This is a genomic window from Actinospica sp., from assembly GCF_035552695.1.
GTDB lineage: Bacteria > Actinomycetota > Actinomycetes > Streptomycetales > Catenulisporaceae > Actinospica.
On record NZ_DASZKT010000264.1, the window covers coordinates 12,936 to 38,971 of the forward strand.

Below are 26,036 nucleotides of genomic sequence, written 5' to 3' on the forward strand. Positions count from 1 at the left end.
CGAGAACGCCGCCAGGCGAGAGCCATCGGCCCGCGAGCCCGGCCACGATTCCTCGGTCGCACTTAGGCCGGAAGATACCTAACCTGTGTAGCGTGAGGGTCCTTCGTCAGTTACGCACGGTGATCTTCGCTTCCGGCCTGCGCCGGTTCCGACTGCTGTTGACGGTGCGTCTGGCCGGCCAGTTCGGGGACGGCGCCTTTCAGGCCGCGCTGGCCACCTATGTCGTGTTCTCCCCGCAGAACGCGGCCACCCCCGGCAAGGTGGCCGAGGCCTTCGCCGTGCTGCTGCTGCCGTTCACCATCGTCGGACCGTTCGCGGGGGTCTTCCTCGACCGGTGGCGGCGCAGGCAGATGCTCTTCTGGGCGAATCTGGTGCGCGCCGGGCTGGTGCTCGGGGTCGCGGCCTGCGCGGCGGCGAACTCGACCGGCTTCCTGTTCTACCTCGCCGCGCTCGCCGCGTTCTCCGCGAACCGGTTCATCCTGGCCGGCCTGTCGGCCGGACTGCCGCACACGGTCACCGGCGAGCAGTTGGTCGTCGCCAACGCGGTCTCCCCGACCCTCGGCACGCTGGCCACGACGATCGGCGCGGGCGTCAGCGTCCTCGTGCACGCGGTCGTCGGGCACGGCCAGGGCTCGGTCAGCGGCGTACTCGTCTGCACGGCGTGCCTGTACGTGCTCAGCGCCCTGGTCGCGCTGACCATCCCGGCGGACGGACTCGGCCCGGCCACGCCCGCGCGGACGCCCTGGCGCTCGGCCATGGCCAGCGTCGCGCGCGGGGTGGCCTCCGGCGCCCGGCACGTGATCGCGCGGCCCGCCGCCGGACGGCCGCTCGCCGCGATCGCGGTCAGCCGCTTCTGCTACGGCGCGGTGACCATCATCACGCTGCTGCTGTTCCGCAACGCCTTCAACGATCCGAAGAACACCAACGCCGGGCTGGCCGGTTTCGCCTTCGCAGTCGGCGTCTCCGGCGTCGGCTTCGGGCTCGGCGCGGTGGCCACTCCGTTCGTCGCCCGCAAGCTGAGCCTGCATCGCTGGATTCCGTTGTGCCTGACCGCCGCCGGCATCGCCGAGCTCGTATTCGGCGCGCCGTTCCGCGAGCCGACGCTGCTGATCGGCGCGTTCCTGCTGGGATTCTTCTCGCAGGGCCAGAAGGTCAGCACGGACACGCTCGTGCAGCGCAATGTGGACGACGACTTCCGCGGCCGGGTCTTCGTGTTCTACGACATGCTGTACAACGGCTCGTTCGTGGTCGCCGCCGCGTTCGCCGCCGCCACGCTTCCGATGAACGGCAAGTCCTACGCCGTGCTCGGCATCGTCTCCGGCGCCTACCTGCTGACCGGATTCTGGTACACGCTCAAGATTCCGCAGGAGCCTGGCCCGGAGCCGCTACCGCCGATTCCGGCTGGAGAGCCCACCACTCCCGCAGTTCGCTGACCGCCCGGTCGTAGCCGAGCGGGCCCTCGTCGAGCCGCCGCTCCAGCAGGAACTTGTAGGCGCGCCCGACGACCGGCCCCGGGCCGATCCCGAGCAGCTCCATGACCTGGTTCCCGTCCAGGTCCGGGCGGATCGAGTCGAGCTCCTCCTGCTCCTGCAGCCGCGCGATGCGGACCTCGAGGTCGTCGTACGCGGCGGCCAGCGCGGCGGCCCGGCGCCGGTTGCGGGTCGTGCAGTCCGAGCGGGTCAGCTTGTGCAGCCGGTCCAGCAGCGGCCCGGCGTCGCGCACGTAGCGCCGCACCGCGGCGTCGGTCCACTCGCCCTCGCCGTAGCCGTGGAACCGCAGGTGCAGCTCGACCAGCCGGGAGACGTCGTCGACGAACTCCTTGGAGTACTTGAGCTCGCGCAGCCGCTTGCGCGTCATCTTCGCGCCGACGAGCTCGTGGTGGTGGAAGGAGACGCCGCCGCCCGGCTCGAACTTGCGGGTGCGCGGCTTGCCGATGTCGTGCAGCAGCGCGGCCATCCGCAGCACCAGATCCGGGCCGTCCTGCTCCAGCTCCATCGCCTGCTCGACCACGATCAGCGTGTGCTCGTAGACGTCCTTGTGCCGGTGGTGCTCGTCGATCTCCAGGCGCAGCTTGGGGAGTTCCGGCAGGAACTGGTCCGCGAGCCCGGTGCCGACCAGCAGGCCGAGCCCGCGGCGCGGGTCCTCGGCGAGCAGCAGCTTGGAGAACTCGGCCTGAACGCGCTCGGCGGAGACGATGGAGAGCCGCCCGGCCATCGAACGCGTCGCGGCCTCGACCTCAGGCGCCACCGCGAAGCCGAGCTGCGCGGCGAACCGGGCCGCCCGCAGCATCCGCAGCGGGTCGTCGCCGAAGGACTCCTGCGGCGTGCCCGGCGTGCGCAGCACCTTCCTGGCCAGGTCCTCGAAGCCCTTGTGCGGGTCCACGAACTGCATTCCGGGCAGCCGTACGGCCATCGCGTTCACGGTGAAGTCGCGGCGCACCAGGTCGCCCTCGAGGGTGTCGCCGAAGTCCACCGCCGGCTTGCGCGACTCGCGGTCGTACGCCTCGCTGCGGTACGTGGTGATCTCCAGCTTCAGGCCGTCCTTCTGCACGCCGATCGTGCCGAAGGCGATGCCCACGTCCCAGACCGCCTCGCCCCAGGGCCGCACGATCCGCATGATCTCCTCGGGACGGGCGTCCGTGGTGAAGTCGAGATCGTCGCCGAGCCGGCCGAGCAGGGCGTCCCGAACCGAGCCGCCGACCAGCGCGAGGTCGTGTCCGGCGGCTGTGAACAGCTCTCCCAACTCGAGCGCGACGGGATTGAGCTGCAGCAGGGCGAGCACCGCCGCCTGCTTGGGATCCGGAACCGAGGTAGACACGTCAACCAAGGGTAAGTGCAGTACCCCCCTGGCCCGCATTCCAGTCCCGCCGTGCTCAGAAGACTGCTCACCTCCCCATAGGATTTCCCTGTGACCCGGCCTCTCCCGCCACAAAGCACGTTCCGTGCCCTGCTCGCCCTGACCTTGGTCGCCGCCGCCGGACTGCTCGGCCTGGCCGCCGCCGGTCCCGCGTCCGCCGCGCAGGAGGTGACGGTCAGCCTGACCTCGATGACGCCGACCGTGGCCACGTCGAGTTCGCAGGCGCTGAGCCTGGCGGGGAATCTCACGATCCCCTCGGGCTCCTCGCATTCGGACGTCATAGTGCAGCTCAACTACGAGGCCGTGAGCATCCGGTCCGCGATGAACGACGGCCCGAGCGACAACGACACGCAGCTCTACACGGTGCAGGACACGCTGGGCACGCTCTCGTCCGGAAGCCACGCGTGGAGCCTGAAGACCACGGTCGGCGCGCTGGGCCCGTCCGCCGGCACGGTCTACGCGCTGGACGTGCAGGCCTACACGAACGGGGCACCGCTCGGCCACGCGCTGCGCACCTACCTGCCCTACAAGATCGGCACCGGCTCCTCGTCGGTCTCCCCGACGCAGCTGACGGTGCTGGCCCCGGTCACCGCGTCGTCCTCGGCCGACGGATATCAGGAGACGATCAATGGCGCGACGTACCCCGAACTGACCGAGGACGGCCTGATCTCGGAGATGGGCACGAACGGCAGCCTCTACAAGCTGCTGTTGGCCGGATCGCTTCTGCCGAAGGGCACGATCTCCTGGGTGGTGGACCCGGACCTGCTCAACACCGCGATGCAGATCGAGAGCGGTTACGTGGTCGCGCCGACCGGCACGGGAACCTCCGACGTGGGCCCGGACGCGGACTACGCGACCGCCTGGCTCAAGGAGGCCAGGTACGTCCTCGGCAGCACGAACGGCGAACTGTGGCAACTGCCCACGACGGACCCGGACCTCGGCTCGCTCTCGAACGCGTCGAGCTCGCAGGCCGAGCAGTTCCTCCGCGAGGCCGCGAAGCAGTCCACCTCGGACGGCACGGTCAAGTCGGTCGCCGGCCGGGACCCGCAGGGACTGCTCGCCTGGCCCGCGGACGGGCAGGTCTCGTCGGCCACGCTCAGCCTCGCGGACTCCGTCGACCCGTCCGCCGTGGTCGTCGACTCCACCTCGATCGGCCTGTCCGTGCCGAACCAGGCGTACACCCCGACCGGCCGCGCGTCGGCCAACGGAAAGAACAACCTCGTCATCGGGGACAGCGGCCTGGACGCGATCATGTCGGGCGACTCGGCCGACGCGTCGTACGTCTCCGCCGGCTCCAACTCCTCGCTGCTCTCCGGCCAGCGGCTGCTCGCGCAGACCGCGCTGATCGCGCTCGCCACGCCGAACATCTCACACTCGATCATGATGACCCTGCCGCGCGACGCGAACACCGCGGCGGCGGACATGGGAACCCTCAAGGTGCTGCAGAGCGCCTCCTGGATCACCTCGACCGGCCTGTCCTCGCTGCTCAAGCAATCCGCCGACTCCGGCGCCTCCACCGGAACGCCGACCCGCTCGTCCTCCGCCGTCAGCGCGGACCTGACCACCAGTCAGCTGTCGTCGGCGATCAACCTGCAGTCGCAGGTCACGCTCTACCAGTCGATCCTGACCAGGTCCGACTCGACGACGGTCGGTTTTGCCAACGCGGTGCTGCGGACGGTCTCGGCCGACTGGCGCGGGAACTCCGCGGCCTGGAAGACGTTCGAGTCCGATGTCTCCGGCCGGCTCGGCTACCAGACCGGCCTGGTCTATCTGATCCCCAAGTCGGACCTGACCCTGACCGGCACCAGCGGCTCCATTCCGTTCACCGTCGTCAATCGCCTTTCCCAGCCGGTCAAGCTCGGCCTGAGCGTGCAGACCAGCCCGTCCGGGCTGAACGTGACCCAGATCCCGGTGCGTGAATTCCCGGCGAACGGCAGCACGGCGGTCGAGGTGCCGGTGGACACGAAGGTCGCCTCGACCACCTACCAGGTCACGGCCTTTCTGGTCACCTCCACCGGCGTGCACTACGGCACGCCCAAGACCGACGGATCGCAGTCCCTGCAGGTCACCGTGACCTCGATCGGCTTCGTGGCGCTGCTGCTGTTCGCGGGCTCGGCGGCGCTGCTCGTCTTCGCTGTAGGGTTGCGTATCTATCGGGGTAGAAAGCGCTCGCGCGGCGAGCCGGCGACCCGCGAGGGTGACTGACCGACCGGTTCGCACCACGCGGGGCCCGAAACCGGGAGAATGAAGGCAAGCGCTCGGAGCCAGTCCGCGCGCAACGGCTGTCGCGGGCCGTGCGGCACAGGAGGAAACCGAGCGATGTCTGGGTGGCGCCCCGAGGGCGGCGACCGGTACCAGGGACAGGAGTACGTGGCCGAGTATCGGTCCGACTACCCGTACGCCCAAAACCAGGGCCCCGGTTCCTCCGGCGAGCACTTCGTGGGCCAGACCGACGAGTGGTACCAGCAGACCCGGCACGAGACGCAGAATCTCTGGTACCCGGAAATACCGCCGGACGAGCCGCCCGAGGCCCTGCAGGCCCGGCGCGCGGCGTACGCCGAGGCCGTCGACGCGACCCGGTTCAACATCCCGGCGATCAGCGCGGGCTTCCTGGACCCGACCTCGCTGCAGACGCTCATCCCGCCGCGGCGCGGGCAGGTTCAGGGGCCCGGCACCCTCGCGGACGAGCTCGTCGGCGGGGTCGCGGTCGAGGCGAAGTCGGCCGAGGCGGCCAGGACCAGCGTCTCCCGGGCGAGCCGGGTCATGGCGATGGGCACCATCGCCTCCCGGGTCACCGGCATGGTCCGCTCCTCGATGCTGGTCGCCGCGCTCGGCACGGTCGGCATCGCCGACGACTTCAACGTCGGCAACAACCTGCCGAACATGGTCTACATGATCGTCATCGGCGGCGCGGTCAACGCGATCTTCGTGCCGCAGTTGGTGCGCGCGATGAAGGACGACGCGGACGGCGGCCAGGCGTTCATCGACCGGCTGTTGACCATGACGATCGTCTTCCTCGGCGGCCTGACCGCGATCGCGGTCATCGCCGCGCCGCAGCTGGTCAGCTTCTACGCGGGCAGTGTGAGCGGTCATGACCGCACGGCCACGATCGTGTTCGCCCGGTACTGCCTGCCACAGATCGTGTTCTACGGCCTGTCCGTGATGTTCGGCCAGATCCTGAACGCCAAGGACAGCTACGGCCCGATGATGTGGACGCCGGTGCTGGCCAACGTGGTGCAGATCGCCACCCTCGGCTCCTACATCTGGATCGTCGGCAACACGTTCAACACGGCGGCCACGATCACGATAAACGAGCAGATACTGCTGGGCCTCGGCACCACGCTCGGCATCGTGCTGCAGACGATCACCCTGCTGCCCTACCTGCGCGGCGTGGGCGTGCGCTTCCGGCCGCGCTTCGACTGGCGCAACACCGGCCTCGGCAAGTCGATGACGCTGGCCAAGTGGACGCTGCTGACGGTCTTCGTCGGCGCGGGCGTCAACTGGGTCGTGACCAATCTGTCCACCACGATGGGCGACCGGTTCGCGCACAGCGGTGTGGGATATGCGGCGTATTCGAACGCGGTCACGCTCTGGGTGCTGCCGCAGTCGGTCATCACGGTCTCGATCATCACCTCGCTGCTGCCGCGGATGAGCCGGTCCGCGCACGTCGGCGATCGCCGCGCGGTGGGCGACGCGATCTCCTACGGCCTGCGCTCGACGGGCATGCTGATCGTGCCCTGCGCCTTCGCCTTCCTCGCCTTCGGCCAGCAGATCGTCTCGATCCTGCTCGGCCACGGCGGGATGACGCCGACCGAATCGCACAACCTGGCTTACATGCTGATGGCCTTCAGCCTCGGACTGATCCCCTATTCGGCGCAGTTCGTGATGCTTCGCGGCTTCTACGCGTACGAGGACACGAAGACGCCGTTCGTGATCGCAGTGTGGATCGGCATCGCGAACGCCGGGCTCGCATACGGCTCGTTCCTGGTTCTCGGCAACACCACGTGGGCGGTGGCCGGAATGTGCGCGGGCTATTCGATCTCGTATCTGGTCGGAATGGCGATCACCGCACAGCGGCTGCACAAGCTCGTCGGAAGTTTCGACGGAAAGCGCGTGGTGCGCGTGCACATCAAACTGTGCGTCGCGGCGGGATTGGCGGCGGCGATCGGCGGTCCGGTGGGAATCTACGTCACCGACATGCGCGGAGCCGGAACCGTCGGCGCGATCGCCGGATTCGCCGCGGGCGGTCTTCTGTTCATCGCGATCTTCCTCCTCGCGGCGCGCAAAATGCGCGTCCAGGAGCTGAACTCCTTGTTGGGCACCGTGAAGGCGCGTCTCGGCCGTTAGCACTAACATGAGGCGGGAAAGGCTCAAGTCGAACCGCCGAACCGCCGAACCGCCGCAAGGAAACCGAGGGAGGGCCGTGGCTGCCCTGGCCGAAAACCCCGCCGAGCACAGCGAGGACGAGGACGTCTCCGCACCGCTGCAGGGGCCGGAGAACGAGCCCACGGCCAAGGCCGTGCCCGAGGAAGAAGTGGCAGGGGCAGTCGAGGCAGCGGACGAGGACGAGGACGCAGCCGAGGACGAGGACGACCCGGAGGCGGCGGCGGAAGCGGAATCGTCGGAACCGGAGTCGGAGTCGGATGACGACGAATCCGCCGAGCCCGCCGAGCCGGTCGCGGAGGCGGCCGCTACCGAAGACGAGTCCGCCGAAGAGCCCGAGTCGGAGTCCGAGCTGGAGCCGGAGCCCGCGTTGTCGGAGTCGGAGGCCGAATCCGAGCCGTCGACCTGGGAGCCCGCCGGGCCGAAGCAGCCGCGCGAACTGGCCGTAATCGGCCGGCGGCTGGGCGGCCGGTACCGGCTCGAGCGGATGGTGCGCGGTTTCGGCGGGGTCTTCGAGCCCGAGCCGCAGCTGTGGGTCGGCGTGGACGAACTGCTCAACCGCCGCGTCGGGGTGGACCTCATAGCCACCGAGCACCCGCTGGTCGAGCAGGTGGCCAGGGCGGCGCGGGACGCGGCGGCGGTGCCCGACGCGCGCTTCGTCCAGGTCCTCGACGCGGTGCAGGACGAGGACCTGCTCTACATCGTCACCGAGTGGGTGCCCGGAGCCGAGCAGCTGCAGGAGCGCCTCACCGACGGCCCGCTCTCCCCGGGCCGGGCCACCGCGATGGTGCGCGAGCTGGCCGAGGCGATGGTCCGCGCGCACGAGGCCGAGGTGACGCACGGCGCGATGAATCCGGCCACGGTGATGATCACCAAGGCGGGCGAGGTGAAGCTGCGCGGGCTGCTCGTCGAGGCCACCCTGAGCGGCGCGGAGCCGGAGTCCGCGGAGGTCGAGAAGCGTTACGCCGCCGACGTTCTGGCACTGGGTCAGATCTGGTACGCCGCGCTCACCGCGCGCTGGCCGGGCACCGAGGCCGAATACGGCCTCGACGCGGCCCCGACGGACAGCGCCGCTCTCTACACCCCCGCGCAGATCCGCGCCGCGGTGCCGAAGCAGGTCGACGCGACGGTCTGCCGTGCCCTGGGCCTCGGCGAACACGAGTCGTTCGGCACCGTCAAGGAGCTGGCGGACGCGATCCGCTCGCTGCCCCGGCTGCGCGAGGAGGCGCCGGAGTCGACCGTGGTCGTGCCGCCGCGCACCCGGAGCGCCAAGCCGGTGGCGGCCTCGAACTCGGGCGGCGGAGCCGACAAGCGCGACTCCGCGCCCTCGTGGTCCCCCGAGCCGGAATCGCGCAAGCCGGTCTGGCGCCGTCGCGGTGTGCTGGCCGTCGGAGGCTGCGCGGTCGTCGCGCTGGCCACTCTCGCCGCGTTCCAGTTGACCGGGAACAACAAGACCAACACCACCACCGGGAGCATCAGCAACGCCACGCCGCACCCGTCCTCCGGCGGCGTCGTGAGCATCCCGGCGGGCACCGCGGGCAAGACGCTGACCATCTCCGGCGACTCGATCTGGGACCAGTCGCCGACCAGCGGCTCCCAGTCGACCGCGGCCGACGCGTACAACAACTCGGGCACCGGCTGGAAGATGACCACCCAGACGAACTCGAACTGGGCGACCAGCGGCGGCGGGATAGGGCTCGTGTTCAACCTGGGCTCGGCGCACACGGTGGACCAGATCAAGTTCCAGCTCGCCAGCGCCGGCGCCACGGTCGAGATCCTGACCGCGCCGGCGGGCAGCTCGACGACCTGGAACGCCACCGGCCTGACCTCCGACGGCTTCACCCTGCAGAAGACGCTGAGCAACGTCTCCTCCGGGCAGACGGTCACGGCGAACTTCTCGGCCACCTCCGCCGAGTACGTCGCGATCATCTTCACCCAGCTGCAAGAGCAGGACGCGATCGGGTCTAACGGGACGCCGGCCGGGTACCGCAACAACATCCTCGACGTCCAGGTGCTCGGCGAATAGTCCGAGCGACCGGCGCGAGCGCGGCGAACGCGAGAACACGAGGGAGAGCATGCGGGAGGCGGCGCGCGACGACGCGGGCGACCTCGAGTGCCTGCGCCGGCATCTGGCGGGGGACCGCGAGGCCTTCGGCGAGCTGCTGGCGCGCCACCGCGGCCGGATGTGGGCGGTGGCGCTGCGCACCGCGGGCAATCCGGAGGACGCGGCGGACGCGCTGCAGGACGCGGCGCTGTCCGCGTTCAAGGCGGCCGGCTCCTTCCGGCAGGACTCGGCGGTGGGCACCTGGCTCTACCGGATCACCGTGAACGCCTGCCTGGACCGGCTGCGGCGGCAGGCCGCGCGGCCGACGGTGCACTATCCCGATCCCGAGTCGAGCGTCTGGCGGCAGGCCACCGAGGACCCGACCGACATGGCCGAGCAGCGGGAGCTGCGGCTCGTGCTCGAGCAGGCCCTCGCGCAGCTGCCGGTGGACCAGCGCGCGGCCGTGGTGCTGGTGGACGTGCAGGGGCTGCCGGTGGACGAGGCGGCCGCGGTCCTCGGCGTGCCCGGCGGCACGATCAAGAGCCGCTGCGCGCGCGGCCGGGCCAAGCTCGCCGTGACTCTGCACGATCTGCGGAACCCGGCGCCCGATCCCGACGTCTCAGTACAGATCGACCAGCCAGCCACACCAGAGAAGAAGCAGAAGCGGGGTGCCCGGTGACAGAGCCACAGGAGCCCCGTGGCGCGGCGCCCGCGCACCCGACGTCCGACGAGCTGTCGGAGTGCGCGTTCAGTCCTGAGACGGCCGGTGCGGGCCTGCTTGAGCATGCTGAGGGCTGCGCGCAGTGTTCGGCCGAACTCGCGGACCTGCGCCTGCTGCTGACGGAGCTGGCCGCGCTGCCCGAGCCGGAAGTCCCCGATTCGGTGGCCATACGCATGGACGCCGCCGTGGCCCGCGCGTGGCTGGAGGTCGACGCGGAGCGGGAGGCGGCGGCGCAAGCCGCGGCGGCCCCGCCGCGGCGGGGCCGCCGGCTGTCCTGGCGGAAGCTCGCGATCCCACTCGGCTCGCTCGCGTTGATCGCCCTCGTCGGCGTCGGCGTCGGCGTACTGGCGAACCAGGGCCAGTCGGGCACCTCGGCCAGCTCGGCGTCGGGCGCCGCCGCCGAGAAGGCTCCGGGGAGTAACAGCGCGCTTACAGATCCGAATGCTCTCGCGTGGGTGCGCAGCGTTCTGCCGAGCAACACGAACGAGATGAGCAGCGGTCCGATGGTCTCGCCGATGGTCCAGGGCGTGCACTGCGCGGACCCGAGCGTGCCGCAGCGTTCCGGCTACACGGTTCTGACGACGTCTCACCGCGAATACGAGAGCCAGACCGCGACCCTGGTGGTGTACCAGGACACGCAGAAGCCCGCGTCCCCCACCTACTACGCGGTGGTTTACGCGGGCCCCTGTCCGAGCTCTACAGCCGAGGTCCTGGTTCAGGGCCTCGTCAGCCGATGAAGTCCTCGAGGTCCTTGAGCAGTGCGCGCTTCGGCTTGGCGCCGACGATGGTCTTGGCGACCTCGCCCTTGACGTAGACGTTCAGCATCGGGATGTTCAGCACCCCGTAGCGCGTCGCGATCTCCGGGTTCTCGTCGGTGTTCAGCTTGACGATCTCCAGCTTCTCACCGTGCTCGGTGGCGATCTGCTCGAGGATCGGGGCGATCATGCGGCACGGCCCGCACCACTCGGCCCAGAAGTCGACCAGCACCGGCTTGTCGTTCTTGAGGACTTCTTCGTCGAAAGTCGCGTCGGTGACCTTCTTGAGCGCCGACATAGTGCGGCCTCCTTCGTCTCTGCGTGGGGTCTGTGGGTGGAACGTCAGGACTGCCGAGTTGATTCCGCGTGCTCCAGGGCGGCGAGGAAGCGCTCGGCGTCCAGCGCGGCGGCGCACCCGGTGCCGGCCGCGGTGATCGCCTGCCGGTAGGTGTGGTCCACCACGTCGCCGCACGCGAAGACGCCCTCGAGGTTGGTGCGCGTGCTCGGCGCGTCGACCTTCACGTAGCCCTCGTCGTCGAGCTCGACCTGCCCCTTGAACAGATCGCTGCGCGGGTCGTGGCCGATCGCGATGAACAGGCCGTCCGCCTCGAGGTCGCGCTCCTCGCCGGTGCGGGTGTCGCGCAGCCGGAGTCCGGTCACCTTGTCCTCGCCGAGGACGGCCGACACCTCGCTGTTCCAGACGAAGTCGATCTTCGGGTTGGCGAAAGCGCGCTCCTGCATGATTTTGCTGGCGCGCAGTTCGCCGCGACGGTGCACGACGGTGACGCTCTTGCCGAAACGGGTGAGGAAGCTCGCCTCCTCCATCGCCGTGTCACCGCCGCCGACGACCGCGATGTTCTTCTCGCGGAAGAAGAATCCGTCACACGTGGCACACCAGGAGACGCCGTGGCCGGACAGCCGCTTCTCGTCCGGCACGCCGAGCTCCCGGTAGCCGGAGCCGGTGGCGATGATGACGGTGCGCGCGTAGTACGACTCGTCGTTACCGTCCACGACGCGCTTGATCGGACCGCTCAGATCGACCTCGATGACGTCGTCCGTCACGAGGTCGGCGCCGAAGCGCTCCGCCTGCTTGCGCAGCCCGTCCATCAGATCCGGGCCCATCACGCCGTCCGGGAAGCCGGGGACGTTCTCCACCTCGGTGGTGTTCATCAGCGCACCGCCCGCGGTCACCGAACCCTCGAAAAGCAGCGGCTTCAGACCGGCCCGGGCGGTGTAGATCCCGGCGGTGTAACCCGCGGGCCCGGAGCCGATGATGATGACGTTCCGGACTTCGGTTCCCTCTGCTGCCTCTGGCACTGCCTGCTGCCTTCTCTCGAATTCCACTGCTGTCAGTCTGCCGGGTGGGTCGTTCACGTGAACCGCGCGGCGGGCGCCGCTATTCCGAGAGGCGCACGCTCTCGCCGGGGGCCATCAGCTCGAGGATGCGGTCCAGATCCTCGAGCGAACCGAACTCGACGATCACCTTGCCGCGGCCACCGAGGACGTTGACGGAGACGCGCGTGTCATAGCGGTCGGAGAGCCGGTCGGCGAGGTCGGTCACCGCGGGGGAGATGCGGCTGCCGGGCCGCGGCTTGCGCGGCTTCTTGGACTTGTCCGGGTCGTGCAGTTGGACGAGCTCCTCGACGGCGCGCACGGAGAGCAGTTCGGCGACGATGCGCTTGGCGAGCTGTTCCTGCGCCTCGTGGTCGTCGACTCCGGCGAGCGCCTTGGCGTGCCCGGCCGAGATGGTGCCCGCCGCGATTTTCAGCTGTACCTCGGGCGACATCTTGAGCAGCCGGAGCGCGTTGGAGATGTAGGAGCGCGAGCGCCCGACCCGGCTGCCGAGCTCCTCGTGCGTGCACTCGAAGTCCTTGAGCAACTGGTCGAAGGCCGCCGCCTCTTCCAGCGGATTCAGCTGGGCGCGCTGCAGGTTCTCCAGCAGCGCGTCGAGCAGCATCCGATTGTCCTCGGTCTGCCGCACGATCGCCGGGATCTCGGCGAGCCCGATCGCCTTGGAGGCGCGGAAACGGCGCTCCCCCATGATGAGTTCGTAGCGCTCGCCGTCGACCTTGCGCACCACGATCGGCTGCAGCAGGCCGACTTCCTTGATGGAGGTGCCGAGGTCGCGCAGATCCTCCTCGTCGAAGTAGTCACGCGGCTGCCGCGGGTTCGGCACGATGGACGACAGCGGCAGTTCCGCGAAGTACGCGCCGGCGACCATCCGCGGCTCCTCCGGAGCCCCGGACTGTTCCACGTGGAACTCTTCGGACTCCGGCCGGTAGACCTCGCCGAGCGGGAGCCGTCTGGGCGGCACTCCGGTGGCCGCGGCGGCGGTACCCGGCGCGACGCCGTCCGGTGCGGTCGGGATCAGCGAGCCCAGGCCTCGGCCGAGCCCTCGCCGACGGTCGTTCATCGTGCCACCTCATGGAAGCCGCCGCCGTCGGCGGGTGCCGCGGCGTGCTGGGGGTTGGACGCCGCGGGATCAGTTTCCGCGGGAAGCGTGCGCTGGCCGGGCACCTGCGCGTACCGCTCGACGATTTCGCGGGCCGCCTCGCGGTAGGCGAGCGCCCCGGTCGACGCGGGGTCATACGTCATCACGGTCTGGCTGTAGCTCGGCGCCTCGGAGATGCGCACCGAGCGCGGCACCGCGGTGCCCAGCACCTCGTTCGGGAAGTGCAGCCGCACCTCGTCGGCCACCTGAGAGGCCAGCCGGGTGCGCGCGTCGTACATCGTGAGCAGAATCGTCGAGATCTTCAGATCGGTGTTCAGGTGCGCGCGCACCAACTCGATGTTGCGCAGCAGTTGGGTGAGCCCCTCGAGTGCGTAGTACTCGCACTGGATCGGGATCAGCACCTCCCTGCCGGCGACCATCGCGTTGACCGTGAGCAGCCCCAGCGAGGGCGGGCAGTCGATGAGGATGTAGTCCATCGTGTCGTGGTACGCCGCGAGCGCGCGCTGCAGCCGACTCTCTCGGGCCACCATCGACACCAGCTCGATCTCGGCGCCCGCGAGGTCGATCGTGGCCGGAGCGCAGTAGAGCCCCGGGATGTCCTCGACCGGCTGGACGATCTCCTCCATGGTGTACCGCTCGATCAGCACGTCGTAGATCGAGGGCACCTCGGAGTGGTGCTCGATGCCGAGCGCGGTGGAGGCGTTGCCCTGCGGGTCGAGGTCGACCACGAGCACCTTGGCACCGAACTGCGCGAGCGAGGCGGCGATGTTCACCGTCGTGGTCGTCTTGCCCACGCCGCCCTTCTGGTTGGCCACCACCATCGTCCGGGTGCTCGCCGGGCGCGGCAGCGGTTCCTGGCTGCGGGCCATCGCGGCGACTGCCGCCTCGGCCTCCCGCGCTATCGGCGTGTCTTCGGCCGGAGCGCGGCGACCGCCGTGCAGCGTGTCGGTGTCGACGGCGGCGGGCACTGGCTGAAGGCCGCCCGATCCGATCGGCTGGTCGTAGGGCATCGGCCAACTCTCTTCCTCCGTCGTCGTGACGACGGCTCGTTCAGCTTCGCGCGATTCACTGCCAGGTACGTGCCAGGTCCAGCTGAAGCCGTCCGGTGGCATGCTTTCCGCTTCCAGCGATTCTTCCAGGCGCCACCCGCGAGGCAGTGGAACGCCGCTCGATGATTGGTTGCCGCGTTGGCCACCTTCTGCGTGCCTGCGGCGATAGCCCTCGGAAGGCGGCGCCACCATCGTGTCCCCTCGTAGCTTGAATCAGGAGATACCTAGGTGCCATGGACGACCGCACCGCGAGAGGTTTCACGTGGAACCGGGGGAGTCTCGTGGAAGGGTTCCACGTGGAACAGGGGTCTGCTGGATCCGGTTTCACGTGAAACGCGCCTAGGAAGCAAGAGGTACTGTAGCCGGTCTCAGTTTGGTGTGCGTCGGGAGCGCGAGGAACGGACGCTTCGAGCACCGCGAGCGGACTTCGCCGTGCGAAAACCGTTGGCCCCCAAGTCAATCCGCACCACGCGGGTGGCCGCCTCGCCGAGTTCGGCACCCACCGACACTACTCCCCACTCGACCGCGCCCAAAGCCTTCAGGCTCGGCGCGACCCGCTCCAACTCCGTCGCGGCCGCCTCCCCCTTGAGCGCCAGCATCCGACCCTTCGGCGCGAGCAACGGAAGGCACCAGCCGACGAGTCGCTCCAGCGGCGCCACCGCCCGGGCCGTCACCAGATCCGCATCCATCCGGCCCGCCCACTCCTCGGCCCGCCCGCGGCGCACCTCCACGTTGCGCAGCCCGAGGGTCTCCACGCACTCGGAGAGAAAGACCGTCCGCCGCAGCAGCGGTTCCAGCAGCGTCATATGGAGGTCGGGCCGGACGATCGCCAGCACCAGGCCGGGCAGTCCACCGCCCGAACCGACGTCGACCACGTTCAACTCCGGCGCGATCAGTTCGGCCATCGCCCCGCAGTTGAGAAGGTGCCGTTCCCACAGCCGCTCCACCTCACGCGGCCCGATCAGGCCGCGCTCGACTCCCGGGCCGGCCAGAAGCTCCGCGTACCGGGTCATCGTCGGCAGGCTCTCACCGAACAGAGCACTCGCCTCGGCCGGCGGCACCGGGAGCGCGCAGCCGGACAGATCCTGGGACATTCCTCCACACCTCATGTTTCACGTGGAACCGGCCGCTGTCCTCCGGTGGGATTGGGTACAGCCTAGCCAGGTCGCGGGGTGAACCAAAAAGGGCCACCCGCGGCGCGCCTCGCCGCGGGTGGCCCTCCGACAGTCGATCAATCCGACTCGTCGGACTCTCAGACTTTAGGCCGGATAGACAATCACATGGCGGTTGGGCTCCTCGCCCTCCGACTCGCTGCGCAGACCGGCCGCGGCCACGGTGTCGTGCACCACCTTGCGCTCGAACGGGGACATCGGGCTCAGCCGCACACCCTGCCCGGTGGACTTCGCCTGCTCCACCGCCTCGGTGCCGAGCTCGACCAGCGCGGCCCGCCGCGCGGCCCGGTGCCCGCCGATGTCCAGCATCATCCGGGTGCGCTCGCCGGTCTCCCGGGTCACCGCCAGCCGGGTCAGCTCCTGCAGCGCCTCCAACACCTCGCCGTCCTTGCCGACGAGATGCGCCAGGCCCTCGCCGACGATCGACACCGAGGCGCGGTCACCCTCGACGTCCATGTCGATGTCGCCGTCGAGGTCCGCGATGTCGAGCAGCCCCTCCAGGTAGTCGGCCGCGATGTCGCCCTCCTCCTCGAGCCGGGAGATCCGGCTCTCGGTCCCGGGCTCAGCCTCGTCGCTCTCGGCGGCAGCCGGCTGTGTCACGGCGCTCTCGGACTGCGTCGTCACCGTCCGTCCTCTCCTTCTGGTCTTCGACCGTGCTTCGCAGTACGCGCTACCGCTTGGTGCGCTGGCTCTTGGTGGTTCTCGACGGCTGGTTGCGCTGCGGCTTGGGCCGGCCGGTCGAGGTCAGGCTCGCGGCGGGCGCCTCGTCCTCGGGCTCGGCGCCCTTGGACTCGGCGTCCTTGGACTCGGCGTCCTCGACGCTCTTGCCCTTCTTCGTCGCCTTGGCGGCCTTGCGCTTGAGGTGCTCCTCATGCGCCAGCGAGCCGGGCGTCGGGTTGTTGTGCAGCACGTAGAACTGCTGGCCCATGGTCCACAGGTTCGAGGTGAGCATGTAGATCAGCACGCCGATCGGGGCGATCAGGTAGAACAGCCCCAGCATCAGCGGCATCACGTACATCAGCATCTTCTGCTGCTTGACCATCGGGTTGTCCGGCGCGCTGTTCTTCAGGACCATCTGCCGCTGCGTGATGAACTGGGTCACCATGCAGATGACGATCATCGCGCCGGAGACGGCCTTGACGTCCGCCGAGCTCGCGCCGTGCAGGGCGGCGCCGACGCTGTTGAAGTGCGCGGAGATCGGGGCGCCGAAGACGTGCGCGCTGTTGATGCTGATGACGAGCGCCGCGGTCATGAACGCGAAGTGCGTGCCGTTCGCGACGTTGTACAGAAGTCGGTAGAGCGAGGCCCAGAACGGGGACTGGGCCAGCACCGGCAGACAGCTGGAGAACGGGTTGGTGCCGTGCTCCTTGTACAGCGCCATCATCTCGCGCTGCTGCTTCTGCTGGAGATCCCGCTTCTTGACCGGGTCGAACTTGGCCCGCTCGATGTCCCGCTTGTACTTGTCCTGGAGCGCCTTCACCTCGGGCTGGATGACCTGCATCGCCCGCATCGACTTGATCTGCTTGACGAACAGCGGGATCAGCGCCACGCGGATCGTCAGGGTGAGGAACACGATCGCCAAGCCCCAGGCCCAGCCGCTGCTCGATGCGAACACCAGGCTGAACAAGCGGTGGAACTGGACCACCAGCCAGCTGATCACCCACATGATGGGGCTCAGCACTGTGTCATACCAACTGCTCACGATCAGGCTCCTCGCCTAAGGCCTGCCAGGTTCACTTCACACGTCTCCACTATCCACACTCACCGCGCTTCGCCGGCGACTGTCTCTACGGATTCGGCCCGCTCCACCGGGGAGCGCCATCTGCCGCGCGGCGGCACCTCGTCGATGCCGCCCGCGCTCCACGGGTTGCAGCGCAGGATCCGCCATGCGGTAAGTATTGTCCCCTTAGCGGCTCCGTGGACCGACATCGCCTCGTAGCCGTAGTGCGAACAGCTCGGGTAATAGCGGCAGACCGGGCCCAGCAGCGGTGAGATGGTCCGCTGATAGATCCGGATGAGCCCCATGAAGAGGTACTTCACGACTCTTCACCCCGCCGGTGCACACGGGCGCGCCGCGTGGCGCCGCCGCCTGTCAGACGTTCGAGGGCCGCGTCGAGTTCCCTGCCGAGCAGCGCGTAGTCCGCTTCGGCCGCCGGCGGCAGCGCCCGCACCACCAGGATCGAGCCCGCCGGCAGCGCGCCGAGCCGGGCCGCGCACAGGTGCCGGAGCCGGCGGCGCACCCGATTGCGCACCACCGCGTTGCCCACGGCCTTGCTCACGACGAAGCCCGCGCGGGCACCAGGACCCGTGCGGGCTTCGTCTATCGCCTTCTCGGACCCCTCGGGTCCTTCGGCGAGGTAGGCCACCAGGTGGGCACGCCCGGATCGCCGTCCGGCGCGGATCGCCCGGGCGAACTCGTCACCGCGACGCACGCGGCTTTCGGAAGGCAGCACGCGCGACTCCGATGACGTCCGGGCGACCGGCGGGGCCCACCGCCGGGCAGCCGCCCTCTTACGCGGACAGTTCGCGGCGGCCCTTGGCGCGACGCGTGGAAAGGATGGCCCGTCCGGCCCGGGTGCGCATGCGCAGCCGGAAGCCGTGGGTCTTGGCGCGACGCCGGTTGTTCGGCTGGAAGGTGCGCTTGCTCACTGGGGGGCTCCAGACAGGTACTGACTGAGGTCTCGGTCTAAACAGGTGCGAGCGACTCCGGGCAGGGTTCAACACGGAGGTTTCGACTCGACCTGCTTACGGTACGCGGGCAGCCGCCACCGGGTCAAACCCGCCGTCCCGCCTCAGTGGCGCAGAACGCGTTGTTGAGCCCGGCGAAGCCGGACCGGCCCGTCGTCCCCCGGCTGTGGACAACGAGTTGAACAGCAGGCCCGGGATGGCTAACGTCATGTTCTCGCCCTGCTCGTCCCGAGGCTCGTTCAGGGTTTCGCAGCGGGATCCACAAGTTGTCCACAGGACTTGTGGAAAACTTGGGCATGCGCCCCGTGCTCATCGCCGCCAACGCATCGTTGAGCCAGGCGGAGCCGGACCTGTGTCACACCGATCACGATGAGTGGTAGCCGTGCCTGACGAGTACTCCAACGCCCCTTCGACCGGCGATCTGCCGCCGGCCGGCGACTTCGGCACGGTGTGGAAGCACTTCGTCGCGCAACTCGAGGCCGAGGGCCGGCTCGGCGCCAAGGACCGCGCGTTCCTGATGCTGACCGTGCCGATCGCCCTGGTCGGCAACACCGTCGTGCTCGGCGTCCAGGACAATTACACCAAGGAGAAGCTCGAGGGCAGCCTGCGCGACCTGGTCGCCGGCGGACTCGCCCGGCTGCTCGGGCACCAGGTGCACCTCGCCGTGACGGTCAACGCGCAGCCGCAGGCCCAGCAGCAGCCGATCCCGCGGCCCTTCACGCCGCAGCCGCCGGCCCCGCCGTCGCAGCACAGCGGGTTCGACGCGCTGGGCGACCAGCCGCGGCTGCCCTTCGCGCTGCGGGCGGAGGAGCAGCCGTCCGCCCCCGGCGTCACCGCGAGCCCGATCGGCCTGCCCCCGCAGCCCGCCGGCCCGCAGTCGGCTCCGGCGGCGCTGCCCTTCTCCGGCAGGCCGCTCGACCAGGCCGACGACCGCCCGTCTCCGGCGCCGGCCGCCTCGCTGTCCTTCCCGCCCGTCCCGGACTCGCTGCCGCAGCGCGGCTTCGGAGCCCCGCTCGACGCGGCGGACCGCGACAAGGCCAAACAGTCCGGCGGCCCCTCCGACGCCCCGGTCAAGGAGGGCGAGGCGGGACGGCTCAATCCGAAGTACCTGTTCGAGACGTTCGTCATCGGCTCCAGCAACCGCTTCGCGCACGCGGCCGCCGTCGCGGTCGCGGAGGCCCCGGCCAAGGCGTACAACCCGCTGTTCATCTACGGCCAGTCGGGACTCGGCAAGACGCACCTGCTGCACGCGATCGGGCACTACACCCGCTCTCTCTACCCGGGGACCCGGGTGCGGTACGTCAGCACCGAGGAGTTCACCAACGACTTCATCAACGCGATCCGCGACGGCAAGCAGGACCTGCTGCGCCGCCGGTACCGCGACATCGACATCCTGATGATCGACGACATCCAGTTCCTGGAGAACAAGGAAGGCACGCAGGAGGAGTTCTTCCACACCTTCAACGCGCTGCACAACTCCAACAAGCAGATCGTGATCTCCAGCGACCGGCCGCCCAAGCAGCTGGTCACCCTCGAGGACCGGCTGCGCTCCCGCTTCGAGTGGGGCCTGATCACCGACGTGCAGCCGCCGGAGCTCGAGACCCGGATCGCGATCCTGCGCAAGAAGGCCGCGCAGGAGCGGCTGAACGCGCCGCCCGAGGTGCTGGAGTTCATCGCAAGCAAGATCTCCACCAACATCCGCGAGCTCGAGGGCGCGCTGATCCGGGTGACGGCCTTCGCCTCGCTCAACCGCTCGCCGGTGGACTTCCCGCTGGCCGAGGCGGTGCTCAAGGACCTGTTCCCGGAGGCCGGCGGCACCGAGATCACCGCGTCCACCATCATGGCGCAGACGGCCGCCTACTTCGGCCTCACGATCGAGGACATCTGCGGCACCTCGCGCAGCCGCGTGCTGGTGACGGCGCGTCAGATCGCCATGTATCTGTGCCGCGAGCTGACGGACATGTCACTGCCCAAGATCGGCCAGCTCTTCGGCGGCCGCGACCACACGACGGTGATGCACGCCGACCGGAAGATCAGGAACCTGATGGCGGAGCGGCGCTCCACCTACAACCAGGTGACCGAGCTGACGAACAGAATCAAGTCGATGAGAGGCTGAGCGACGAGCTGAGGAACCTCATGCTGTAAGACGACGAGAGGCTGAGAGATCGCCTGAGTAGGCATCATCCCTCTTTGTCAAATCGCGACTCAAAATCCTGGTTTTCCACCGGGATTATCCACAGCCCCCGCCGGGTACACAGGCTAAAGAGCCTGGTCCCCACGGGGGCTGTGTTCATCGGTGTGGACAGAGCCCGACCCCAATGCACAGCCTGTGGATACTTGTGGACAACTTCTGTGCATAACCTCTGCGGTCGTTGGACATGTCACCGATTCGAGTGAGAATCTTTCCCACAGGCACGAAGATTTTTCTGGGGACAAGCTGTGCACAAACTGTGGACCTCTGTGGATTCGATGTGGACAACTCTCCGTCATCCACAGGAGGCCTCGAGTTCTCCCCAGGTTCTACACAGGCCCTGTGTACAAAAATTCCCGGGGTGATCTGCGGAAAGACCGCTTTTCCACAGTATCCACAGCCCCTACTACTACTACTCAAGAGATAACTCACCATAGGCAAAAAGGCCGTTGGCTGCGCACAATTCTGTGGATAACTTCGCCGAGAGGTCAGATGTCCAATCTCCCCCTGTCCGACCGAGGCGCTATCCTCGTCCAGAGGCTGCAAGCGGGGCGATGAGAGCCCTGATCATTTCCGGACAGTGGAGGCGAGACCGGTGAAGTTTCGGGTAGAACGCGACGTCCTCGCCGAGGCGGTGGCCTGGACGGCCAAGTCGCTTCCGGCCCGTCCGCCGGCCCCGGTGCTCGCCGGGCTGCTGCTGTCGGCCATAGGCGAGGAGCTGGTCATCAGCGGCTTCGACTACGAGGTCTCCTCGCGCTCGCAGCTGCCCGCCCAGGTCGAGGAGGCGGGCACGGTGCTCGTCTCCGGCAAGCTGCTCGCCGACATCGCCCGCGCCCTGCCGAACCGGCCGGTGGAGTTCTCCACCGACGGCCCCAAGGTCCAGCTGGTGTGCGGCAGCTCCCGGTTCACCCTGCAGACCATGCCGGTGGAGGAGTACCCGGCGCTGCCGGACATGCCCAAGTCGGCGGGCAGCATCGCGGCCGGCACCTTCGCCGCGGCCGTCGCCCAGGTCGCCGTCGCGGCCGGCAAGGACGACACGCTGCCGTTCCTGACCGGCGTGCGCGTGGAGATCAACGGCGACACGCTGCGCCTGGTGGCCACCGACCGCTACCGGCTGGCCGTGCGCGAGATCCTGTGGAAGCCGGAGATCCCCGACCTCGACTCCGTCGCGCTGGTCCCGGCGCGCACCCTGCACGAGATCGCCCGCTCGCTCACCGGCGGCGAGTTCGTCACCCTCGCGCTGGCCGACACCGAGGGCGACGCGGGCCAGGGCCTGATCGGCATCGAGGCCTCCGGCAAGCGCACCACGACCCGGCTGCTCGAGGGCGAGTTCATCAAGTACAACTCGATCTTCCCGGCCGAGTTCACCGGCGACGCGGTGATCGAGACCGCGGCGCTGATCGAGGCGGTCAAGCGCGTCGCGCTGGTCGCCGAGCGCAACACCCCGGTGCGGCTGAGCTTCTCCACCGGCCAGGTCACCCTCGAGGCCGGCACCGGCGACGAGGCCCGGGCCAGCGAGACCATGGACGCCGCCTTCGAGGGTGAGGACATCTCGCTCGCCTTCAACCCCGGCTACCTGCTCGAGGGCCTCGGTGCGCTGGAGGCCCCGTACACCCAGCTCTCGTACACCACCTCCACCAAGCCCGCCGTGCTCACCGGCCGCCCGGCGGCCGACGCCGAGCACGACCCGGCCTACCGCTACCTGGTGATGCCGATCCGCCTCACCGGCTGACACCCCGACGCGCCCGTATCCCCGGCGCGATAACGTCTCCATGAAGAGACAAGGGCGTCAGACAGGTAGACGACAGGAAGGTGGGCTCACGATGGAGCTCGGACTCATCGGCCTCGGCAAAATGGGCGGGAACATGCGCGAGCGCATCCGCCAAGCCGGGCACACGGTGATCGGCTACGACCGCAATCCGGACCTCGCGGACGTCGGCTCGCTCAAGGAGCTGATCGAGACGTTGCCCGCGCCGCGGGTGGTGTGGATCATGGTTCCGGCCGGCGGTCCGACCCAGTCCACCGTGGACGAGCTGGCCGACCTGCTCGCGCCCGGCGACCTGGTCGTCGACGGCGGCAACTCCAAGTGGACCGATGACAAGAAGCACTCGGAGGAGCTGGCCGCCAAGGGCATCGGCTTCGTGGACGCGGGCGTCAGCGGCGGCGTCTGGGGCCTGGAGAACGGCTACGCGCTGATGGTCGGCGGCAGCAAGGAGAACGTCGCCAAGGTCCAGCCGATCTTCGACGCGCTCAAGCCCGCGGGCGAGTACGGCTTCGTGCGCGCCGGCGAGGCCGGGGCCGGCCACTTCGCGAAGATGGTGCACAACGGCATCGAGTACGCCATGATGCAGGCCTACGCCGAGGGCTGGGAGCTGCTCGAGGCCGTGCCCGAGGTCACCGACGTGCGCGAGATCTTCCGCAGCTGGAAGGAGGGCACGGTCATCCGCTCCTGGCTGCTCGACCTCGCGGTCAACGCGCTGGGCGAGGACGAGCACCTGACCGGCCTGCGCGGCTATGCCGAGGACTCCGGCGAGGGCCGGTGGACGGTGGAGGCCGCGATCGACCACGCCGTGCCGCTGCCCGCGATCACCGCCTCGCTCTTCGCCCGGTTCAGCTCGCGGCAGGAGGACTCGCCGTCGATGAAGATGATCGCGGCGCTGCGCAACCAGTTCGGCGGCCACGCGGTCACCGACGCCTCCGGCCGCGTGGCCAAGGAGCACAAGACCCCCGGCGCCTGAGGTCGCCTCACCTTGCACCTGAGCCATCTGTCGCTCGTCGACTTCCGCAGCTACGCCGGGCTCGAGCTCGAGTTCGAGCCCGGCGTCTGTGTGCTGGTCGGGCCGAACGGCCACGGCAAGACGAACGTCGTCGAGGCCGTCGGCTACCTCGCCACGCACGGCAGCCATCGGGTGGCGCAGGACCTGCCGCTGGTGCGGATCGGCGCGGAGCGGGCGGTGGTCCGGGCCGCGGTGCATCACGAGGATCGCAGTGTTCTGCTGGAACTGGAGATCAACCCGGGCCGGGCGAATCGGGCCAGGGTCAACCGGAACGCGGCGAGCAAGCCGCGGGACGCGCTCGGCTACCTGAGCACGGTGCTGTTCGCGCCGGAGGATCTGGCCCTGGTCAAGGGGGATCCGGCCAACCGCCGACAGTTCCTGGACGAGCTGCTGGTGTCCCGGACACCGCGATTCGCCGCCGTGCGCGCGGATTACGAGCGCGCCCTCAAGCAACGCAATGCCCTGCTGCGCAGCGCGGCCCAGATGCGCCGGGCCAATCGCGGCGCGACCGTGGACATGTCCACGCTGGATCTGTGGGACGGGCATCTGGCCTCCTCCGGCGCCCAGCTGCTGGCCGCCCGGCTGGAGCTCGTCGAGGCGCTCAATCCCCTGGTGGGCAAGGCATACGGCACCATCGCTGGCCGGGACAGCGCGCTGCTGGAGTACAGGCCGTCCTTCGAGTTGTCCACAACTTCGGGATCACCGGTGGACGAATCCGCCTTGCACGACGCGCTGATCGCGGCGCTCATCGCCGGGCGCAAGGACGAGATCGAGCGCGGGATGACGCTCGTCGGCCCGCATCGCGACGAACTCGCGCTGCTGCTCGACCACGGCCACGGCCCGGTGCCGGCGAAGGCCTATGCGAGCCACGGGGAATCCTGGTCCTTCGCGCTCAGCGCGAAGCTCGCCGCCTTCGAACTGCTGCGCGCCGAGGCGATCGAACCGGTGCTGATCCTGGACGACGTCTTCGCGGAGCTCGACTCCTCGCGCCGCGCGCAGTTGGCGCAGGTAGCGGCGAGCGCGGAGCAGGTGCTCATCACCGCCGCCGTCGAGCAGGACGTGCCCGAGTCGCTGACCGGAATGCGTTACCACGTCGGCAAGGGGACCGCGGAGCGCATACGGTGACCGGGGAGAGCGAGCCCACCGGCATCGACCTGGCGCGCGCCGTGTTGGCCGCGGCGCGGAAGCGGGCCAAGGAACTCGAGGACGACAGGGCTCGTCGATCCGCCGCGGGCCGCCGGTCCGGGGCGCAGAAGCGTTCCGGATCCCGTTCCGACGACCGGGATCCACAACCCCTGCAGGCCACCATCGGCCGGCTGATGTCCGAGCACGGCTGGGAGACGCCGGTGGCCGTCGGCGGCGTGGTGCACAACTGGCCCGAGGTGGTCGGCGAGCGGATCGCAGAACACTGCGTCCCGGTGGGCTTCGCGGACGGCGTGCTCACGGTGCAGGCCGACTCCCCGGCGTGGGCGGTGGAATTGCGGCATCTGTCCACCGCGTTGCTCGCGAAACTCAACGAATCGGTGCCTTCCGGGCCTGACGGGCGCGCCGTCAAGCGGATCGCGGTGCTCGGACCGGCCAAGCCGAGATTGGGCCTGAACGGCTTCCGCTGAAGTGCGACCCCGGATAGGTGTGGGGGTACCGAAGCGAGGGGTGAGAGCTTCACAGACGCCTTTCCGTCGCGTGTCGCGCTTCCCGCCCTCCGGAACCGGTAGAATGGAACCGAGATTTGCGGCTCTAAGCCTGCCCTGGGCGGGCTGGGGCCGCAGCCATTGAGAAAGGGTCCCGCGTCCGTGGAAAACAGCGAAAACCCGCAGCTGGAAGCCGAGCAGAGCAGCGTCGTAGCGACCGCACCCGCCGCGTCGACGCCAGGAAACGGCAATTCCCGGGTCGAGGCGAAGTACGACGCCGGTGCGATCAGCGTACTCGAGGGTCTCGAGGCCGTACGCAAGCGTCCCGGCATGTACATCGGGTCCACCGGCGAGCGGGGACTGCACCACCTGGTGCAGGAGATCGTGGACAACGCGGTGGACGAGGCGCTGGCCGGCTACTGCGACCACATCGTGGTGACCCTGCAGGGCGACGGCGGCGTGAGCGTCGACGACAACGGACGCGGCATCCCCGTCGGCATCGTGGCCGGTCAGGACAAGCCGGCCGTCGAGGTCGTGCTCACCGTGCTGCACGCGGGCGGCAAGTTCGGCGGCGGCGGCTACGCGGTCTCCGGCGGTCTGCACGGCGTCGGCTCCTCCGTGGTCAACGCGCTGTCCAACCGGTTGACCGTCGCGGTCAGGACCGACGGCCACCTGTGGACGCAGGAGTACATCCGCGGCGTGCCCACCGCGCCGCTGAAGAAGGGCGAGGCGACCGAGGAGACCGGCACCACCGTCACCTTCTGGGCCGACGACGAGATCTTCGAGACCACCACCTACAACTTCGAGACCCTCTCCCGGCGCTTCCAGGAGATGGCCTTCCTCAACCGCGGCGTGTCCATCGAACTGATCGACGAACGCCCCGAGTACAAGGACGAGGAGGGCAACCCGCGGTCGGTCCGCTTCAAGTACGACGGCGGCATCGCCGACTTCGTCCGGCACATCAACGCCGCCAAGGGCGAGATGGTGCACCCGCAGGTGATCGAGTTCGGCTCCGAGGACAAGGAGCGCAAGATCTCCGCCGAGATCGCGCTGCAGTGGAACAACCAGTACAGCGAGAGCGTGTACACCTTCGCGAACGTCATCCACACCCCGGACGGCGGCACGCACGAGGAGGGCTTCCGCTCGGCGATGACCAACGTGGTCAACCGCTACGCCAAGGACAAGCAGCTGCTCAAGGAGAAGGACGACAACCTCTCCGGCGAGGACATCCGCGAGGGCCTGGTCGCGATCGTCTCGGTGAAGCTCGGCGAGCCGCAGTTCGAGGGCCAGACCAAGGCGAAGCTGGGCAACACCGAG

23 protein-coding genes are annotated in these 26,036 nt (G+C 69.2%); 12 read left to right on the plus strand and 11 right to left on the minus strand.

The genetic code is table 11. The annotated features are described in order from the left end of the window. Nucleotides 1–119: 119 nt before the first annotated feature. Entirely contained in the window at nucleotides 120–1,433 is a 1,314-nt protein-coding gene (locus VG296_RS29930; protein WP_325571849.1) for an MFS transporter, read from the plus strand. Here the strand turns inward: VG296_RS29930 and VG296_RS29935 are convergent. Further along, complete coding sequence (locus VG296_RS29935; protein WP_349259753.1) at nucleotides 1,354–2,856, minus strand: CCA tRNA nucleotidyltransferase; 1,503 nt, start codon at nucleotides 2,854–2,856, stop codon at nucleotides 1,354–1,356. The two genes, VG296_RS29930 and VG296_RS29935, sit on opposite strands and share 80 nt — an antisense overlap. Before the next feature lie 51 nt (nucleotides 2,857–2,907). Here VG296_RS29935 and VG296_RS29940 point away from each other — a divergent pair, with 51 nt between their 5' ends. The 5 genes from VG296_RS29940 to VG296_RS29960 all read left to right on the plus strand — a co-directional run bounded on the left by VG296_RS29940 (nucleotide 2,908) and on the right by VG296_RS29960 (nucleotide 10,741). After that, complete coding sequence (locus VG296_RS29940) at nucleotides 2,908–5,061, plus strand: DUF6049 family protein (RefSeq protein ID WP_325571851.1); 2,154 nt, start codon at nucleotides 2,908–2,910, stop codon at nucleotides 5,059–5,061. A gap of 114 nt (nucleotides 5,062–5,175) precedes the next feature. After that, nucleotides 5,176–7,203 carry a murein biosynthesis integral membrane protein MurJ gene (gene murJ / locus VG296_RS29945; RefSeq protein ID WP_325571852.1) on the plus strand — a complete coding sequence of 676 codons (2,028 nt, stop codon included), beginning with the start codon at nucleotides 5,176–5,178 and terminating at the stop codon, nucleotides 7,201–7,203. A gap of 76 nt (nucleotides 7,204–7,279) precedes the next feature. Continuing rightward, entirely contained in the window at nucleotides 7,280–9,265 is a 1,986-nt protein-coding gene (locus VG296_RS29950) for a protein kinase family protein (protein ID WP_325571853.1), read from the plus strand. 49 nt (nucleotides 9,266–9,314) lie between these two features. Continuing rightward, nucleotides 9,315–9,962, plus strand: coding sequence for an RNA polymerase sigma factor SigM (sigM, locus tag VG296_RS29955; protein ID WP_325571854.1), 648 nt, complete (start codon nucleotides 9,315–9,317; stop codon nucleotides 9,960–9,962). Then, nucleotides 9,959–10,741 (plus strand): hypothetical protein, encoded by a 783-nt coding sequence (locus VG296_RS29960; protein WP_325571855.1) that lies wholly within the window; start codon nucleotides 9,959–9,961, stop codon nucleotides 10,739–10,741. Before sigM ends, VG296_RS29960 begins: the two co-directional genes overlap by 4 nt. Here VG296_RS29960 and trxA read toward each other — a convergent pair. The 10 genes from trxA to rpmH form a co-directional block, all read right to left on the minus strand. Then, nucleotides 10,731–11,057 carry a thioredoxin gene (trxA, locus tag VG296_RS29965; protein WP_325571856.1) on the minus strand — a complete coding sequence of 109 codons (327 nt, stop codon included), beginning with the start codon at nucleotides 11,055–11,057 and terminating at the stop codon, nucleotides 10,731–10,733. The genes VG296_RS29960 and trxA overlap by 11 nt on opposite strands. Before the next feature lie 44 nt (nucleotides 11,058–11,101). Beyond that, a complete protein-coding gene (trxB, locus tag VG296_RS29970) occupies nucleotides 11,102–12,076 on the minus strand; it encodes a thioredoxin-disulfide reductase (RefSeq protein ID WP_325571857.1) in 975 nt (324 codons plus the stop codon). 79 nt (nucleotides 12,077–12,155) lie between these two features. After that, on the minus strand, nucleotides 12,156–13,172 hold the full coding sequence (locus VG296_RS29975) for a ParB/RepB/Spo0J family partition protein (protein ID WP_325571858.1): 1,017 nt from the start codon (nucleotides 13,170–13,172) through the stop codon (nucleotides 12,156–12,158). Next, the gene (locus VG296_RS29980; protein WP_325571859.1) at nucleotides 13,169–14,221 is read right to left on the minus strand and encodes an AAA family ATPase; all 1,053 of its coding nucleotides are present in this window, start codon (nucleotides 14,219–14,221) and stop codon (nucleotides 13,169–13,171) included. The genes VG296_RS29975 and VG296_RS29980 overlap by 4 nt, the downstream gene beginning before the upstream one ends. 407 nt (nucleotides 14,222–14,628) lie before the next feature. Beyond that, the gene (gene rsmG / locus VG296_RS29985) at nucleotides 14,629–15,354 is read right to left on the minus strand and encodes a 16S rRNA (guanine(527)-N(7))-methyltransferase RsmG (protein ID WP_325571860.1); all 726 of its coding nucleotides are present in this window, start codon (nucleotides 15,352–15,354) and stop codon (nucleotides 14,629–14,631) included. A gap of 165 nt (nucleotides 15,355–15,519) precedes the next feature. Beyond that, nucleotides 15,520–16,032, minus strand: a complete 513-nt coding sequence (locus VG296_RS29990) for a protein jag (RefSeq protein WP_349259754.1) — start codon at nucleotides 16,030–16,032, stop codon at nucleotides 15,520–15,522. A 70-nt stretch (nucleotides 16,033–16,102) separates the two neighbouring features. After that, nucleotides 16,103–17,134, minus strand: a complete 1,032-nt coding sequence (yidC, locus tag VG296_RS29995; RefSeq protein ID WP_325571862.1) for a membrane protein insertase YidC — start codon at nucleotides 17,132–17,134, stop codon at nucleotides 16,103–16,105. A 59-nt stretch (nucleotides 17,135–17,193) separates the two neighbouring features. Then, entirely contained in the window at nucleotides 17,194–17,457 is a 264-nt protein-coding gene (yidD, locus tag VG296_RS30000; RefSeq protein ID WP_414641154.1) for a membrane protein insertion efficiency factor YidD, read from the minus strand. 11 nt (nucleotides 17,458–17,468) lie between these two features. Next, complete coding sequence (gene rnpA, locus VG296_RS30005; protein ID WP_325571864.1) at nucleotides 17,469–17,885, minus strand: ribonuclease P protein component; 417 nt, start codon at nucleotides 17,883–17,885, stop codon at nucleotides 17,469–17,471. Nucleotides 17,886–17,943: 58 nt separating this feature from the next. Continuing rightward, nucleotides 17,944–18,081: a 50S ribosomal protein L34 gene (rpmH, locus tag VG296_RS30010; RefSeq protein ID WP_325571865.1), complete on the minus strand. Its 138-nt coding sequence runs from the start codon at nucleotides 18,079–18,081 to the stop codon at nucleotides 17,944–17,946. A gap of 421 nt (nucleotides 18,082–18,502) precedes the next feature. On the opposite strand from rpmH, the gene dnaA reads away from it, so the two are divergent. The 6 genes from dnaA to VG296_RS30040 form a co-directional block, all read left to right on the plus strand. Further along, nucleotides 18,503–20,236 carry a chromosomal replication initiator protein DnaA gene (gene dnaA / locus VG296_RS30015; protein WP_325571866.1) on the plus strand — a complete coding sequence of 578 codons (1,734 nt, stop codon included), beginning with the start codon at nucleotides 18,503–18,505 and terminating at the stop codon, nucleotides 20,234–20,236. Between the two features lie 670 nt (nucleotides 20,237–20,906). Then, a complete protein-coding gene (gene dnaN / locus VG296_RS30020; RefSeq protein WP_325571867.1) occupies nucleotides 20,907–22,043 on the plus strand; it encodes a DNA polymerase III subunit beta in 1,137 nt (378 codons plus the stop codon). Nucleotides 22,044–22,134: 91 nt separating this feature from the next. Beyond that, the gene (gene gnd / locus VG296_RS30025) at nucleotides 22,135–23,049 is read left to right on the plus strand and encodes a phosphogluconate dehydrogenase (NAD(+)-dependent, decarboxylating) (protein WP_325571868.1); all 915 of its coding nucleotides are present in this window, start codon (nucleotides 22,135–22,137) and stop codon (nucleotides 23,047–23,049) included. Between the two features lie 12 nt (nucleotides 23,050–23,061). Continuing rightward, nucleotides 23,062–24,213 carry a DNA replication/repair protein RecF gene (recF, locus tag VG296_RS30030; RefSeq protein ID WP_325571869.1) on the plus strand — a complete coding sequence of 384 codons (1,152 nt, stop codon included), beginning with the start codon at nucleotides 23,062–23,064 and terminating at the stop codon, nucleotides 24,211–24,213. Further along, entirely contained in the window at nucleotides 24,210–24,701 is a 492-nt protein-coding gene (locus VG296_RS30035; RefSeq protein WP_325571870.1) for a DUF721 domain-containing protein, read from the plus strand. The genes recF and VG296_RS30035 overlap by 4 nt, the downstream gene beginning before the upstream one ends. A 303-nt stretch (nucleotides 24,702–25,004) precedes the next feature. Further along, a partial coding sequence (locus VG296_RS30040; protein WP_349259756.1) for an ATP-binding protein occupies nucleotides 25,005–26,036 on the plus strand: 1,032 nt, incomplete at its 3' end.